Below are 13560 nucleotides of genomic sequence, written 5' to 3'. Positions count from 1 at the left end.
ACGCAAACATGCGTACGCCGCCCCTGAGCCAGCCCTCGATGTCAGCCCTCGATGTCAGCCCTCGATGTCAGCCCTCGGAGCCTGCCCGCAGCCGGCTGAGCTGGCGCCCGTCCTCGTCGAAGTTCGCCGGGTCGAGCCAGCGTTCGTGGCTCGCACGAACGCCTCGCCAGTCCTCTGCGGTGACGGCGAACCAGTCGGTGTCGCGGTTGCGGCCCTTGACGACCATGTGGTTGCGGAACCGGCCCTCGTAGCAGAACCCCAGCCGCTCGGCGGCCCGCCGGGACGGCTCGTTGAGCGCGTCGAGCTTCCACTCGAAGCGCCGGTAGCCGAGGGTGTCGAACGCGTGTCGCATGAGCAGGTGGATGGCCTCCGTCGCCGCCCTCGTCCGGGCGAGCGCCGGACCGAAGAGCACCCCACCGACCTCGATGGTTCCGTTCGCGGGCTTGATCGCGCAGTAGCCCGCGAAACCGCTCGCCCTCCCTGCCCGCTCGCCCTCCGTCGGGACGAACGCGAAGGGCACGACATCGACAGCATCGACGAGCCCGGCCAGGTGCATCCACAGGTCCTGCAACGATGTGGGCATCGGGATCGACCGGTAGGTCCACAGCTCGGCGTCCCCGGGGCCGCAGACCGCGGCGTACAGGTCGGAGTACTGAGCCGAGGACAGCGGCGCGACCCGGACATAGCGCCCCTCGAGGCTCACCGGCTCGGGCCAGGGCCGTTCCTCCCAGCCCTCGACGAGATCACCTGCGGGATAGCTGAAGACGCTCACGCCGGTCATTCTCGCCGACGGCTCCAGCGCCCGATCCAGCGCCCGCTCAGGAGGCCGCGGCCTCCATGGCCGCGTCCACCGCGGTGAGCGAGCGCCGAGCGCCTCCGGCGGCGAACATCCCGAGCACGCAGACCAGGAGAAGCACCCCAGCGAGGATCATCACCGACTCCACCGCGAACCGGTCCGCGAGCGGCCCGAAGACGATCATCGAGACCGGCATCGCCACCGAGATCACGATCCCGTAGAACCCGAAGACCCGGCCGCGCATCGAGTCGGCGACCTGCTCCTGGAGCACCGTCGTCGCGGGCACGAGCAGCGTCTGGAAGAGGATGCAGATCACCAGCCCGGCGACCGAGAACATCCAGAAGCTCGTCGAGGCGCCCAGCCCGACGACGAGCACGCCGACGCCGATCGAGGCAGCCACCATCAGCCGCACGCGACGCTTCACCTTCGGCCCGAAGACCGCCATCATCGCGCCGCCGACAAGCATCCCGACGCTCCAGAACAGCTCGTTGACGCTCAGCATCCAGATCTCGTCGCCGAAGCTCCGGGTGATCATCAACGGCGTGAGGTGCGCCGGGGCGCCGGCCATGAACATGACGACCGCCACGAGCACCATCACCCAGCGGACCGACGCGTTCCCCCGGACGTACCTGACCCCGGCGACCAGGTCACCGAAGTAGCTCGCCGGCTCGGTCGGCCGGACCATCCGCGCCACCGGGATCAGCAGCAGCAGGAGTACGCCGATCACGGCTGTCACGACATCGATGAAGAAGACCGCGACGAGGTCGGTGCTCGCATAGATCGCGGCGGCCACCGCGGGCGCGAACAGCATCATCCCGGACTGGATCGCCTGCTGGGCGCCGTTGACCCGCATCAGCTGCTCCGCTGGCACGATCTGCGGGAGCATGGCATTGACGGCGGGTCCCTGGATCCCGGCCAGCGCCGAGCGGACCGCCATCGCGACGAAGATCGTCCACAGGTCACCGACCCCGCTCAGCATCAGCAGCGCGAGCACCAAGGTGGCCGCCGCGATCGCCGTGTCGGCCCCGATGATCAGCATCTTGCGCGAGTGCCGGTCGGCCCATACCCCGCCGAAGACCGACACCAATGCCTGCGGCAGCATCCCGGCCGCGACGCTCAGCGTGAGCACCGTCGCGGACCCGGTCTCGACGGTGAGGTGCCACATCACCGCGTAGCCGACGATCATCGACCCCAACGACGACACCATCTGGCCGCCGAGGAAGACCAGCACGTTCCGCTTCCATCGATCCGACATCGCAACCGCTCCCACATCAGGTGGGCCGCCGTATCGGCCCCTCACCCATGCCACGAACGGCAGCCGCCGACTTCGACAGCGCGGGGCGGCTATTCCGGAAGCGGGTCGAAGTCGAAGGCGGGGAGGCCGTCGAGGCTGGTGAGGTTCTTCCTGCGTCGATACTCGGCGGATCCCTCGATCCCCTTGCGGTCGAAGTACGCCGGGAGCAGGTCACGCTCGCCGACGTACTCCATCAGCGGCACAGCGAAGCCACAGGAGTCGGAGATCCGCTCGATGTCCACGACGACCACGGCGCGAGCGCCGGGAAGATCGGTGAAACGTCCGGCCAGCTCGGCGTACTCCTCGTCATAGCGAGTGAGGATCCGTCCATGACCGTGGAAGCGGACGATGTTCGGAGGGCCGTCGAAGGCACAGAACATCACCGTCACCCGGCCGTTCTCACGCAGGTGCGCGATGGTCTCGCTGCCGCTCCCGGTGCCGTCGAGCCACGCGAACCTGTGCTCGTCCAGCATCCCGAAGGTGCCCGGGATGCCGCGCGGCGACAGGTTGATGTGGCCTTCGCCCGACAGCGGTGCGGTGGCTACGAAGAAGACGACCTGGCTATCCACGAACTCCCGCAGGCGACCGTCGACGCGCGCGTGAACCTTTCCCATGCGGCTGATGGTGGCAGCACCTACGCGACCTCCGCCCGCAGTTCCAGCGGGCGGACCGCCATGGTCCGCAGGTTGTGAAGCTGAGCGTGCCCTATAGGCCACTCTCAGCTTCACAACCCTGGGCGGACTACTCGGGCACGAGCCGGTAGGCGCCGTCGGAGGCTGAGGTGGCCATCGAGGCGTAGGCCCGCAGCGCCGCCGAGACCTTCCTGTCACGGTCGACCGGGGTGTAGGGCTTCTCGCGCTTGTCCTGGGCGACGCGACGCTCGTCGAGGACGATGTCGTCGACGTCGAGGGCGATCGAGCGGTTCGGGATGTCGATCGTGATCTGGTCCCCGTCCTCGACCAGCGCGATCAGGCCACCCCCGGCCGCCTCCGGGGAGACGTGGCCGATCGAGAGCCCGCTCGTGCCGCCCGAGAAGCGGCCGTCGGTGATCAGGGCGCACTTCTGGCCCAGGCCACGGCCCTTGAGGAACGAGGTCGGGTAGAGCATCTCCTGCATGCCAGGCCCTCCCTTGGGACCCTCGTAGCGGATCACCACGACGTGGCCCGGCTCGACCTTCTTCGCGAGGATGCCGTCGACGGCAGCGTCCTGGGACTCGAAGACGATCGCGGTGCCGGTGAAGGTCAGGCAGTCGTCGGGCACACCCGCGGTCTTCACGACGCAGCCGTCGGGGGCGATGTTGCCCGAGAGGATCGCGAGCCCGCCGTCCTCGGAGTAGGCGTGCTCGAAGTCTCGGATGCAGCCCTCGGCCGCGTCGGTGTCCAGGCTCGCCCAGAGGTTCTCGGTGGAGAACGCCTCGGTCGTACGCACCCCGCCCGGCGCGGCGAGGAAGAGGTCGAGCGCCTCCTGGCTGGGGTTCTCGGCGCGGATGTCCCAAGCGCCCAGCCACTCCTCGAGGGTGTCCGAGTGGATGCTGTGGACGTCCTCGTTGAGTGCTCCACCGCGGCGCAGCTCGCCGAGCAGGGCAGGGATGCCGCCGGCTCGGTGGACATCCTCCATGTGATACTTCGGCGAGTTCGGGGCGACCTTGGACAGGCACGGCACCCGCCGGGAGATCGTGTCCATGTCGTGCACGTTGAAGTCGAGCTCGGCCTCACGGGCGGCCGCGAGCAGGTGCAGCACGGTGTTGGTCGAGCCACCCATCGCGACGTCGAGCGCCACGGCGTTCTCGAAAGCGCTGCGGTTGGCGATCGAGCGCGGCAGGACGGACTCGTCGTCCTCCTCGTAGTAGCGGCGGCACAGCTCGACGACCGTACGTCCCGCCTCCTCGAAGAGCGCGCGGCGCTTGGCGTGGGTGGCCAGCGTCGACCCGTTGCCGGGCAGGCTCAGGCCGATGGCCTCGGTGAGACAGTTCATCGAGTTGGCGGTGAACATGCCCGAGCACGAGCCACAGGTCGGGCACGCCGAGCGCTCGACCGTGTCGAGCAGGTCGTCGCTGACCGCGTCGTTGGCCGAGAGGACCATCGCGTCGACGAGGTCGAGCTTCTCGTGCACCAGCCCCTCGACGGCGACCGTCTTGCCGGCCTCCATCGGACCGCCGGAGACGAAGACCACGGGGATGTTGAGGCGCAGGCTCGCCAGCAGCATGCCGGGGGTGATCTTGTCGCAGTTGGAGATGCACACGATCGCATCGGCGCGGTGCGCCTCGACCATGTACTCCACCGCGTCCGCGATCAGCTCGCGGCTCGGCAGCGAGTAGAGCATCCCCGCGTGGCCCATGGCGATGCCGTCGTCCACGGCGATCGTGTTGAACTCCTTGGCCACTCCCCCGGACTCCTTGATCGTCTCGGCGACGATCTTGCCGAGGTCACGAAGGTGGACATGGCCGGGCACGAACTCGGTGAACGAGTTGGCGATCGCGATGATCGGCTTGCCGAAGTCGTCATCGGTCATGCCGGTCGCGCGCCACAGCGCGCGGGCACCCGCCATGTTGCGGCCCGAGGTCGAGGTTGCGGAGCGAAGAGTGGGCATACCACAAAGGCTAGACCTGATCGTGTACGTCCTCTGACACCGCACCGAACCCCGGACGCTGCTCACTCACCGAAACGCCGGGGCCAGCCTCAGCGGGTGCTCGCCCCATCGGGCGACAAGCTCCGTACGTAGCGCTCCGACCCAACCGACCAGCGGCTCCGGCCCCGGCAGCCGAGTGGCGAGGTCCAGACGAGACAGGACCAACGTGCGTCGTCCGGGTATCCGGTCGTCGTCCGTGTTGTGCGGCTTCCATGGTCCGAGTGCGGCACGCAGATACCACGTGCACGTGTCGATACACCACAGCAACGTCGCGAGATCGACGTCTCGCTCGAAGGTCTCCGGCGGGCCCTGAACTCCGAAGGCGGCACCGACGTACGCGTCCAAGGCGATCCTCGAGAGACCGTCCGGCACCTGCCAGGCGCACCAGCAGGACGGCCAAGGCACCCGCAGATAAGCAGCCTCCCAGGCGCGGTGACGGATCTCGGCGAACTCGAAGTCCAACAGGGTCAGCCCGTCCGCGCTGATGAGGTTGTTGTCGGGACACGGGTCACCGGGGGTCAGCGCCAGGCCAGACTCGTCCAGGAGGGGCTCGAGCGCCTCGGCGAGCAACGAACGCACCGACTCGTCCCACGGCAGGTCGGCCTCGGCGCAGATCTCGCCGATCGCCTCGCTGGCATCCTCCAGCTCGGCGACAGTGCTGTCGACACGCACGCCGTCGGCGAGTGCCTCCCGGAAGACGTCGAGCCGGTCGGCCGCATACGCCTGCAGCTCCCCGATGGCCTCAGCCCACGAAAGCACTCCACTCGCACCGTAGTCCGCCGCCGTTCCCAGAAGCGCGTCGGCGAGGTTGCCGCCGGATCCGAGGTCGGACATCACTACGACCGCCGGGTCCTCGCTGACGCCGACCAGCCGCGGCGCGCGAACCCCGGCGGCAGCCTTCAACCCCGCGGCTTCACGCGACCAGGTCATCTCCTCCGGCTGGAGGTACTCCTTGACGATGAACGTCTTGGTGCCGGCACGCACCCGGCGTACGACGCTCCGACGGCTTCCGCCGAGCTCGGCCACCTGCTCGACTCGCGCTACCCGGAGAAGCTCGGCAGCCACCTGGAGCGCATCGGACATGGCGCGACCATATCGGGATCCTCGTGACAGCACCCTCCTGTCGGAGTATCGTGTAATACACGTAATACGTATCTGGAGGCATGATGAGACTCAACAGCAAAGGACAGGTCACCATCCCTGCCGAACTGCGCCAGAAGCACGGGTTCACCGAGGGCGACGAGGTCGACATCGTCGAGGACGGCAGCACACTCCGGATCGTGCACCGTGATGCAGGCGAGACCCGGGGGCAGCGTCTGGTGAGCCGGATGCGGGGAGCCGCGACCACCAGGCAGAGCACCGACGAACTGATGGACCTACTTCGTGGCGAATGACAACGCTCAGGCCACGCTGGTCGACACGAACGTCATCCTCGACATCGTCACCGAAGACGAGACATGGGCCAACTGGTCGGAGGAACAGTTGGCCCGAGCGGCCGACCTGGGCGACATCATCATCAACCCGATCATCTACGCCGAGGTATCAGTCGGCTTCGAGCGGATCGAGGAACTCGACACAGCCCTTCCAGAAACAGCGTTCCGACGGGAGGCGCTGCCCTACGCGGCCGGGTTCCTTGCCGGAAAGGCGTTCCTCACCTATCGCAGCAGGGGCGGCACCAAGGCCACCCCACTTCCGGACTTCTACATCGGCGCCCACGCCGCTGTCACAGGACACCGCCTACTGACCCGAGACAGAGCACGCTACGCGACCTACTTCCCGAAAGTGGGCCTGATCACCCCGAAGCGTTGAGCGTCGGGAGCACCGATCGTGCATGTGCTTGATCCGTGCACCCTCAGGGGCCGATCGGGTGCACGGATCCGTGCAGGTCAGACCTTCGCGGCCCTGACGACCATCACGTCGGGGATGTCGCGGAGGATCTCGCGCCAGGTCTCACCGGCATCAGGCGAGGCCCAGACGGAACCGTTGCGGGCACCGAAGTAGACCCCGGCGGTCTCGTGGTCGTCTGCGCACATCGCGTCGCGCATGACGCCGACGTAGAAGTGGTCGGGCAGGCCCTTGGTGAGCGGCTCCCAGTGGTCCCCGGCGTCGCGGGAGCGCCACACGACCGGCTTGGCCTCCGGTGGGTAGCGGGACTCGCCGGCGCCGATCGGGAAGGTGAAGATCGTGTCGGGCTCCTGCGGATGGACGACGACCGCGAAGCCGAAGTCGGTCGGCAGCCCGTCGGCGATCGACTTCCAGGTGAGGCCCTCGTCGTCGGAGCGGTAGACGCCGCCGTGGTTCTGCAGGTAGAGCCGCTGCGGTGCCGAGGGGTGGCGGGCGACCTTGTGGACGCACTGGCCGAACTCGGGATACTGCTGCCCCTCGGGCAGGAAGACCGCGATGACGCCGTTGTTGCGCGCCTCCCACGTCTCTCCGCCGTCCGACGTCTGGTAGACGCCACCGGTCGAGATGGCCGCGGTCACCGAGTCGGGGTCGGTCGGGTGCGGCAGGATCGTGTGGAACGCCTGCCCGCCGAACCCCTCGCTCCACTCGGTGCGGTGCGGGTGGTCCCACAGCCCCCGCACCAGCGAGAAGCTCGCGCCGCCGTCACCGGACCGGAAGATCGCGCCGGGCTCGACACCGGCCCAGATCGTGCCCTCCGGGAGCCCCGGTTGGAGCTGCCAGATCCGGGCCAGGCTCGCGTCGACGTCCTCGGGGAACGACATCGAGGTCTCGGTCCAGGTCTCGCCGCCGTCGGCGGAGGCGCGCACCAGCGCGCCCAGCCACAGCGATGAGCATCCGGCAAGGACTCGCCCGGTCCCGGGCTCGATCATGGCGGAGTAGATCTCCTCCATGTCATGGTGCGGACCGGTGAACTCCCAGTCCTGCCGGGCGTCGTCAGAACGCCCTATCCACAGACCCTTGCGGGTCCCGACAAGCAGCTGCGTACCCATGTTTCCAGCATCCACCCGGTCGCCGTCCGTGACCAGGAGATTTCGACGAAAGAACGCCGAAGAAAAACATCCCGCGTCCGCGACACCGGCCGGTCCGGGTCCTTCGGCCTGGGCGGCCCAGCCCCTAGCCTGAGTCCATGACCCGACCCGTTGCCTGGGAAACCTTCACCGCGATCCTCTTCGACCTCGACGGCGTGATCACGCCGACCGCGGTCGTGCACATGCGCGCGTGGGAGGAGATGTTCAACGCCTACCTGCAGGAGAAGACCCCGGGGGCGCCGGCCTACACCGACCAGGACTACTTCGCGTACGTCGACGGCAAACCGCGCTACGACGGCGTGCGTGACTTCCTCGCCTCGCGCGACATCCGGCTTCCCGAGGGCACCCCGGAGGACGCGCCCGAGCTCGAGACGGTCTGCGGCCTCGGCAACCGGAAGAACAACGCCTTCAACGAGGTGCTCGAGCGCGACGGCGTGGAGGCCTACCCCGGCTCGGTCCGGTTCCTGGACTACCTCGCCACGCTCGACGTCCGGCTCGCCGTGGTGTCGTCGTCGGTGAACGCGCCGACCGTGCTGAAGGCGGCGGGACTGTTGGACAGGTTCGAGACGGTCGTCTCTGGAGCCGTCGCAGATGAGCAGGGCCTGCCCGGCAAGCCTGCGCCGGACACGTTTGTCTACGCCGGTAAGGTCCTCGGAGCCACCCCGGAAGGGTCCGTCGTCCTCGAGGACGCGGTCTCCGGTGTGCGCGCCGGCAAGGCAGGGGAATTCGCGCTCGTCGTCGGGGTAGATCGTGGGGCGGGCCACGACACCCTCACGGCCGCCGGCGCCAACCTCGTCGTATCCGACCTTGCTGAACTCATCCCAGACCCTGCTCAAGGAGCACAGCAGTGAAGACCAACGTCGGCCCGAACCCTCTGGACCGGGCCCGTTATCCCATCGATCCGTGGCGCCTGGTGGAGACCAGCTACTCCCCTGAGGACCTCGGCCTGTCCGAGACCATCTTCAGCGTCGCCAACGGCTATCTCGGCATGCGTGGCACTCCCGAGGAGGGCCGACCGACGTACGCGCACGGCACCTTCATCAACGGGTTCCACGAGACCTGGCCGATCCTCCACGCCGAGAACGCCTACGGGTTCGCCAAGACCGGCCAGACGATCGTCAACGCCCCCGACGCGAAGATCATGAAGATCTACGTCGACGACGAGCCGTTGACCTTCGGCACCTCCGACCTGGAGGAGTACGAACGGGTGCTCGACTTCCGCGAGGGCGTGCTGCGGCGCCATCTGGTGTGGCGTACGCCGTCGGGCAAGCGGGTCGCGATCAAGTCGACCCGGATGGTGTCGATGACGCAGCGGCACCTCTCGATCCAGACCCTGGAGATCACGATGCTGAGCGGCTCGGCGCCGATCGTGATCTCCTCCCAGCTGCTCAACCGGCAGGACGGCAAGGACGAGTATCACGTGCCGTCGGCCGCGCTGGGCGAGGGCATGGACCCGCGCAAGGCCTCCGGCTTCGAGACTCGCGTGCTGCTCCCGCAGATGTCGGTCGCCACCGAGGATCAGATGACCCTCGGCTACCGGTGCGCCAACTCCGGGATGACGATCGCGGTCAGCGCCGCCCACCAGATCGACACCCCCGACCCGGTCGAGACCCTCGTCCGCGCCGAGGACGACCTCGCCAAGGCGGTCTTCCGTGTCGACGCCACCGAGGGCAGCACGCTGAAGATGCAGAAGACCGTGGCCTACCACACCTCCCGTGGAGTGCCGGTGCGCGAGCTGGCCGACCGCTGCGATCGTACGCTCGACCGGGCCATCCGCCTGGGGGTCGGACACTTCGAGCGCGACCAGCGCGAGTGGTACGACGAGTTCTGGGCGGCCGCCGACGTCGAGGTGTCGGCAGCGACGGCCGAAGAGGAGACCGACATCTCCGCGGCCCAGCAGGCGATCCGGTTCAACCTGTTCTCGCTGGCCCAGGCGACCGCTCGCACCGACGGGCTCGGCGTCCCCGCGAAGGGGGTCACCGGCTCCGGCTACGAGGGACACTACTTCTGGGACACGGAGTGCTACGTCGTACCTTTCCTCTGCTACACCCAGCCAGAGGTCGCCCGCAACGTGATGCACGCCCGCTCGGTGATGCTCCCGGCGGCCCGGCAGCGGGCGCTGGAGATGGCCGCGAAGGGGGCCCTGTTCGCGTGGCGCACGATCAACGGGCAGGAGGCCTCGGCCTACTACGCGGCCGGCACCGCGCAGGTGCACATCGACGCCGACATCGCCTTCGCCCTGATGAAGTACGTCTACGCGAGCGGTGACACCGGCTATCTCATCCGCGAGGGCGTCGACATCCTGGTCGAGACCTCGCGGATGTGGGCCGACCTCGGCTTCTGGCGCCACAACGGCGAGCCGTCCTTCCACATCCACGGGGTGACCGGGCCGGACGAATACACCACGGTGGTCAACAACAACCTGTTCACCAACGTGATGGCCCGCTACAACCTGGAGAAGGCCGTCGAGACCATCGAGATGCTCCGGACGGAGTATCCGCGCGAGTATGCGCAGGTCATGGGCCGGCTCGACATCTCCCCCGACGAGGTCGAGGAGTGGGGTCGCTGCGCCGCGGCGATGCACATCCCGTACGACGCGGGCCTGGGCATCCACCCCCAGGACGACAACTTCCTCGACCGCGAGGTGTGGGACCTGCCCAACACCCCCGACCACGTACGTCCCCTGCTGCTGCACTACCACCCGCTGGTGATCTACCGGTTCCAGGTGCTCAAGCAGACCGACGTCGTGCTCGCCCTCTTCCAGCAGGGCAACCGGTTCACCGCCAAGGAGAAGCGGGCCGACTTCGAGTACTACGACCCGATCACCACCGGTGACTCGACGCTGTCGGCGGTCGTGCAGTCGATCATGGCGGCCGAGGTGGGCTACCAGGACGACGCGCTGCGCTACTTCTACGACGCGCTCTACGTGGACCTGTTCAACATGCACGGCAACACCGTCGACGGGATGCACATCGCCTCCACCGGCGGCGTGTGGGGCGGGCTCACGTTCGGGTTCGGCGGGATGCGCGACTACGACGGCAACCTCTCCTTCGACCCGCGGCTGCCCACCCAGTGGGGCTCGCTGGCCTTCCGGGTCCAGTGGCGCTCGACCCGGATGCGGGTCGAGGTGACGACCGACAAGATCGTCTTCACGGTCGAGGACACGCCTGGTGAGGAGTTCGACGTCCCGGTCAGCGTCCGCGGTGAGGAGTTCGTCGTATCCAAGGGATCGCCGGTCACCGTGCCGCTCGCCGACCAGGGACCGCGGATCGGCACCCATCTCGACGAGGAGCCGCACAGCGGCATCCGTCAGGACGGTTCCCGGATCACGGCCACCGTGCCCACGCCGATCCCGCCGGAGGTCTACGAGCACGACCACGTCGAACATCCGCCGGTTCCGCACGAGGCCGTACGCGGGTCCGAGCGGCTCTCGGAAGAGGCCAACATGGCCGCCAACCTCTCCAACATCTCGCAGGGGGACTCGACGTCGTAGGTGGTCCTCCAACGCAACTAGAGTGACCGGGTGGTCGCACGCTTCTCTACCGGTAGAGCTTCATTCCGGACGAGGCTGGCCCACCCGGTCGTTCTGGTTCTGATCGGGATCGCGTCGGTGCAGATCGGGGCTACCTTCGCGAAGTCCCTCTTCGACGAGGTCAGCCCGACAGCGATGGTGTGGCTGCGGCTGTCCCTGTCGGCACTGATCCTGCTGGCGATCACCCGCCCCCGGGTCCGCGGTCTGTCCCGGCGGGACTGGCTGGTCGTGCTCGCCTTCGGGGCCTCGCTCGGGCTGATGAACTGGACGATCTACCAGGCCTTCGCCCGGCTCCCGATCGGGATCGCCGTCACCATCGAGTTCATCGGACCGCTCACGATCGCGCTGGTCACCTCCCGCCGGGCTCGCGACCTGGTCTGGGTCGCGCTGGCGGCCGCCGGGGTGGTGCTGCTCGGCCTCGAGCCCGGCCGGATCTCGATCGTGGGTGTGCTGTTCGCGCTGGCCGCGGGGGCGTTCTGGGCTGCGTACATCATGTTGTCGAAGGCGACCGGGGCACGCTGGGAGGGGATCGACGGGCTCGCCCTTGCCTCCACCGTCGCAGCGGTGGCGCTGACGCCAGCGGCGCTGACGAGCGCCGACGGGCTCGGCGCTCCGCATGTGTGGCTGGTGGGGTTGATGGTGGGTCTGATGTCCTCCGTCGTCCCCTACTCGCTCGATCTCGTTGCCCTGCGTTCGATCAAGCCCTCTCTCTACGCGATCCTGATGTCGCTGGAGCCGGCCGCCGGCGCACTGGCTGCGATCGTCGTCCTCCACGAGGGGCTCTCGGCCCTGCAATGGCTGGCCATCGCGTGTGTCGTGGCCGCCTCCGCCGGGGCGACCCGCACCGGAAAGCCGGAGCATCACGTGCCTGCCGAGTCGACACCGGCATGAGGATGGCGTGACATCGGCGTCCGGAGTGGGACGTTTCACACAAGCGACATCGGAACGTCACTGACTCCGAACGTTCAGATCACTACTATTTGGTGACAGATCGTTTGATCCTCCCCGATCCCCCGCCTTTCTCTGGAGCCGCTCCCTTGTCGACCAGCCTCGCCCCCGTACGCTCCGTGGCCCAGGTGGCCGCGATCTTCGCCGCGCGGATGGCGGGACGAGGGGTGGGTCCGTTCCTTCGGCCGATCCGCCTGCTGATGTCGTGGCCGGTCTCCTCCCAGCTCAACGCCCGGAACAACGCCCGGGTGGCCGAGGAGGAGCTTCTGCTGCGGCGTGCGGAGCGCGAGGAGGTCACGCACTATCTCGAGCTGCTCGCGTCGGACAGAATGTCTGCATGAGCGAGCGCCGGCGAGCAACCACGAGCGTCATTCCGCGCGCAGTCGCCGAGTCGACTGTCGCCTTCCGTGACGTGCTGTCCGACGACGGCACGGTGATCCGGGCCTGGACCAACGACCCCGAGGGCGTGATCGACGGGCAGACGGTCCTGCTCTGCAACGGCCTCGGCACCAGCCCGTGGAACTGGCCGGCCCTGCTGCACACCTCCTGCGGCGTACGAGTCGTCTCCTGGCAGCACCGCGGCACCACCGGATCGGCTCGCCCCAAGGACCCGGCGCAGACCACCTCGAGGCACTTCGCCGAGGACGCGCTGTCGGTCATGGACGCCTTCGCGCTCTCCCGGCCGGTGGTGATGGGATGGTCGATCGGCGTCAACACCGCGTTCGAGCTGGCCGCGGACCACCCCGAGCGGGTATCCGGCGTCTTCGGCGTCGCCGGGGTGCCCGGCGACACGTTCAGGTCGATGCTGGGGCCGTTGCGGCTGCCCGCTCCGGCCGCCGGGGTCGTGACCCGCACCGCCTCGAAGGTGCTTCGCCGCACCGGCGCGCTGATCACCCCCCTCGCGACGCGTCTCGAGCTCGGTCCGCGGGCGATCGAGGCGTTCTCGAAGGCCGGCCTGATCGGCAAGGTCCCCGACCCCGAGCTCGCCGCGATGGCGTTGTCGGAGTTCCTGACCACGCCCGTGGAGTGGTACTTCCACCTCGCCCTACGCACCTCGCAGCGCCGCTCGGTGTCGCTGCGTCGGATCAAGGTCCCGGTCACCCTGGTCGCAGGCAGCCGTGACCTCATCGCCGGCGCCCGCCACATGGCTCGGGTCGCCGAGGGGGTCAAGGACGGCACCTACGTCGAGCTCGACGGCACCCACTTCGTACAGATGGAGCAGCCCGACCGAGTCCACCGGCTGCTGGTCGCGTTCCTCGCCCGCGTCGCCGAGCACCAGCGCGCCTGACCACCACGCGCCGAGAAGTCACCTTTGCAGGCCGAGAGGTCACTTCTGCAGGCCGAGAAGGCACGCGGTGACCTCTCGGCC

The 13560-nt window shown here is 68.3% G+C and carries 13 protein-coding genes; 7 read left to right on the top strand and 6 right to left on the bottom strand.

The genetic code is table 11. The features are described from left to right. Positions 1-67: 67 nt before the first annotated feature. The 5 genes from ACRDPS_RS23660 to ACRDPS_RS23640 all read right to left on the bottom strand — a co-directional run bounded on the left by ACRDPS_RS23660 (position 68) and on the right by ACRDPS_RS23640 (position 5801). On the bottom strand, positions 68-772 hold the full coding sequence (locus ACRDPS_RS23660; RefSeq protein ID WP_431504122.1) for a GNAT family N-acetyltransferase: 705 nt from the start codon (positions 770-772) through the stop codon (positions 68-70). Between the two features lie 46 nt (positions 773-818). Further along, complete coding sequence (locus tag ACRDPS_RS23655; protein ID WP_431504121.1) at positions 819-2051, bottom strand: MFS transporter; 1233 nt, start codon at positions 2049-2051, stop codon at positions 819-821. A gap of 89 nt (positions 2052-2140) precedes the next feature. After that, on the bottom strand, positions 2141-2704 hold the full coding sequence (locus ACRDPS_RS23650; protein WP_431504120.1) for a pyridoxamine 5'-phosphate oxidase family protein: 564 nt from the start codon (positions 2702-2704) through the stop codon (positions 2141-2143). 127 nt (positions 2705-2831) lie between these two features. Continuing rightward, on the bottom strand, positions 2832-4679 hold the full coding sequence (gene ilvD / locus ACRDPS_RS23645; RefSeq protein WP_431504119.1) for a dihydroxy-acid dehydratase: 1848 nt from the start codon (positions 4677-4679) through the stop codon (positions 2832-2834). Positions 4680-4745: 66 nt separating this feature from the next. After that, a complete protein-coding gene (locus ACRDPS_RS23640) occupies positions 4746-5801 on the bottom strand; it encodes a hypothetical protein (protein ID WP_431504118.1) in 1056 nt (351 codons plus the stop codon). A gap of 83 nt (positions 5802-5884) precedes the next feature. On the opposite strand from ACRDPS_RS23640, the gene ACRDPS_RS23635 reads away from it, so the two are divergent. Both ACRDPS_RS23635 and ACRDPS_RS23630 read left to right on the top strand, forming a co-directional pair. Then, on the top strand, positions 5885-6112 hold the full coding sequence (locus ACRDPS_RS23635) for an AbrB/MazE/SpoVT family DNA-binding domain-containing protein (RefSeq protein WP_431504117.1): 228 nt from the start codon (positions 5885-5887) through the stop codon (positions 6110-6112). Beyond that, positions 6102-6527: a type II toxin-antitoxin system VapC family toxin gene (locus ACRDPS_RS23630; protein WP_431504116.1), complete on the top strand. Its 426-nt coding sequence runs from the start codon at positions 6102-6104 to the stop codon at positions 6525-6527. The genes ACRDPS_RS23635 and ACRDPS_RS23630 overlap by 11 nt, the downstream gene beginning before the upstream one ends. Positions 6528-6604: 77 nt before the next feature. On the opposite strand, the gene ACRDPS_RS23625 is transcribed toward ACRDPS_RS23630, so the two are convergent. Then, positions 6605-7672 (bottom strand): WD40/YVTN/BNR-like repeat-containing protein, encoded by a 1068-nt coding sequence (locus tag ACRDPS_RS23625; RefSeq protein WP_431504115.1) that lies wholly within the window; start codon positions 7670-7672, stop codon positions 6605-6607. Positions 7673-7809: 137 nt separating this feature from the next. Between ACRDPS_RS23625 and ACRDPS_RS23620 the strand changes: the two genes are divergently transcribed. From ACRDPS_RS23620 to ACRDPS_RS23600, 5 genes are all read left to right on the top strand, one after another. After that, positions 7810-8562: an HAD family hydrolase gene (locus ACRDPS_RS23620; RefSeq protein ID WP_431504114.1), complete on the top strand. Its 753-nt coding sequence runs from the start codon at positions 7810-7812 to the stop codon at positions 8560-8562. Then, positions 8559-11204: a glycoside hydrolase family 65 protein gene (locus tag ACRDPS_RS23615; protein ID WP_431504113.1), complete on the top strand. Its 2646-nt coding sequence runs from the start codon at positions 8559-8561 to the stop codon at positions 11202-11204. Before ACRDPS_RS23620 ends, ACRDPS_RS23615 begins: the two co-directional genes overlap by 4 nt. A 30-nt stretch (positions 11205-11234) precedes the next feature. Further along, positions 11235-12134 (top strand): EamA family transporter, encoded by a 900-nt coding sequence (locus ACRDPS_RS23610; protein ID WP_431504112.1) that lies wholly within the window; start codon positions 11235-11237, stop codon positions 12132-12134. A gap of 146 nt (positions 12135-12280) precedes the next feature. Then, complete coding sequence (locus ACRDPS_RS23605) at positions 12281-12532, top strand: hypothetical protein (RefSeq protein WP_431504111.1); 252 nt, start codon at positions 12281-12283, stop codon at positions 12530-12532. Continuing rightward, on the top strand, positions 12529-13479 hold the full coding sequence (locus tag ACRDPS_RS23600; protein WP_431504110.1) for an alpha/beta fold hydrolase: 951 nt from the start codon (positions 12529-12531) through the stop codon (positions 13477-13479). The genes ACRDPS_RS23605 and ACRDPS_RS23600 overlap by 4 nt, the downstream gene beginning before the upstream one ends. Positions 13480-13560 lie beyond the last annotated feature (81 nt).

It is taken from the genome of Nocardioides sp., assembly GCF_050699375.1.
Lineage (GTDB): Bacteria > Actinomycetota > Actinomycetes > Propionibacteriales > Nocardioidaceae > Nocardioides.
The sequence above is the reverse complement of the archived record's forward strand: the minus strand, read 5'-3'. Positions and strand labels throughout refer to the sequence as shown.

What these genes read in the sequence shown, in the direction of transcription:
- ACRDPS_RS23655 (WP_431504121.1), bottom strand. Translation starts at nt 2,051, where the DNA reads ATGTCGGATCGATGGAAGCGGAACGTGCTGGTCTTCCTCGGCGGCCAG.
- ACRDPS_RS23650 (WP_431504120.1), bottom strand. Translation starts at nt 2,704, where the DNA reads ATGGGAAAGGTTCACGCGCGCGTCGACGGTCGCCTGCGGGAGTTCGTG.
- ilvD (WP_431504119.1), bottom strand. Translation starts at nt 4,679, where the DNA reads ATGCCCACTCTTCGCTCCGCAACCTCGACCTCGGGCCGCAACATGGCG.
- ACRDPS_RS23640 (WP_431504118.1), bottom strand. Translation starts at nt 5,801, where the DNA reads ATGTCCGATGCGCTCCAGGTGGCTGCCGAGCTTCTCCGGGTAGCGCGA.
- ACRDPS_RS23635 (WP_431504117.1), top strand. Translation starts at nt 5,885, where the DNA reads ATGAGACTCAACAGCAAAGGACAGGTCACCATCCCTGCCGAACTGCGC.
- ACRDPS_RS23625 (WP_431504115.1), bottom strand. Translation starts at nt 7,672, where the DNA reads ATGGGTACGCAGCTGCTTGTCGGGACCCGCAAGGGTCTGTGGATAGGG.
- ACRDPS_RS23620 (WP_431504114.1), top strand. Translation starts at nt 7,810, where the DNA reads ATGACCCGACCCGTTGCCTGGGAAACCTTCACCGCGATCCTCTTCGAC.
- ACRDPS_RS23600 (WP_431504110.1), top strand. Translation starts at nt 12,529, where the DNA reads ATGAGCGAGCGCCGGCGAGCAACCACGAGCGTCATTCCGCGCGCAGTC.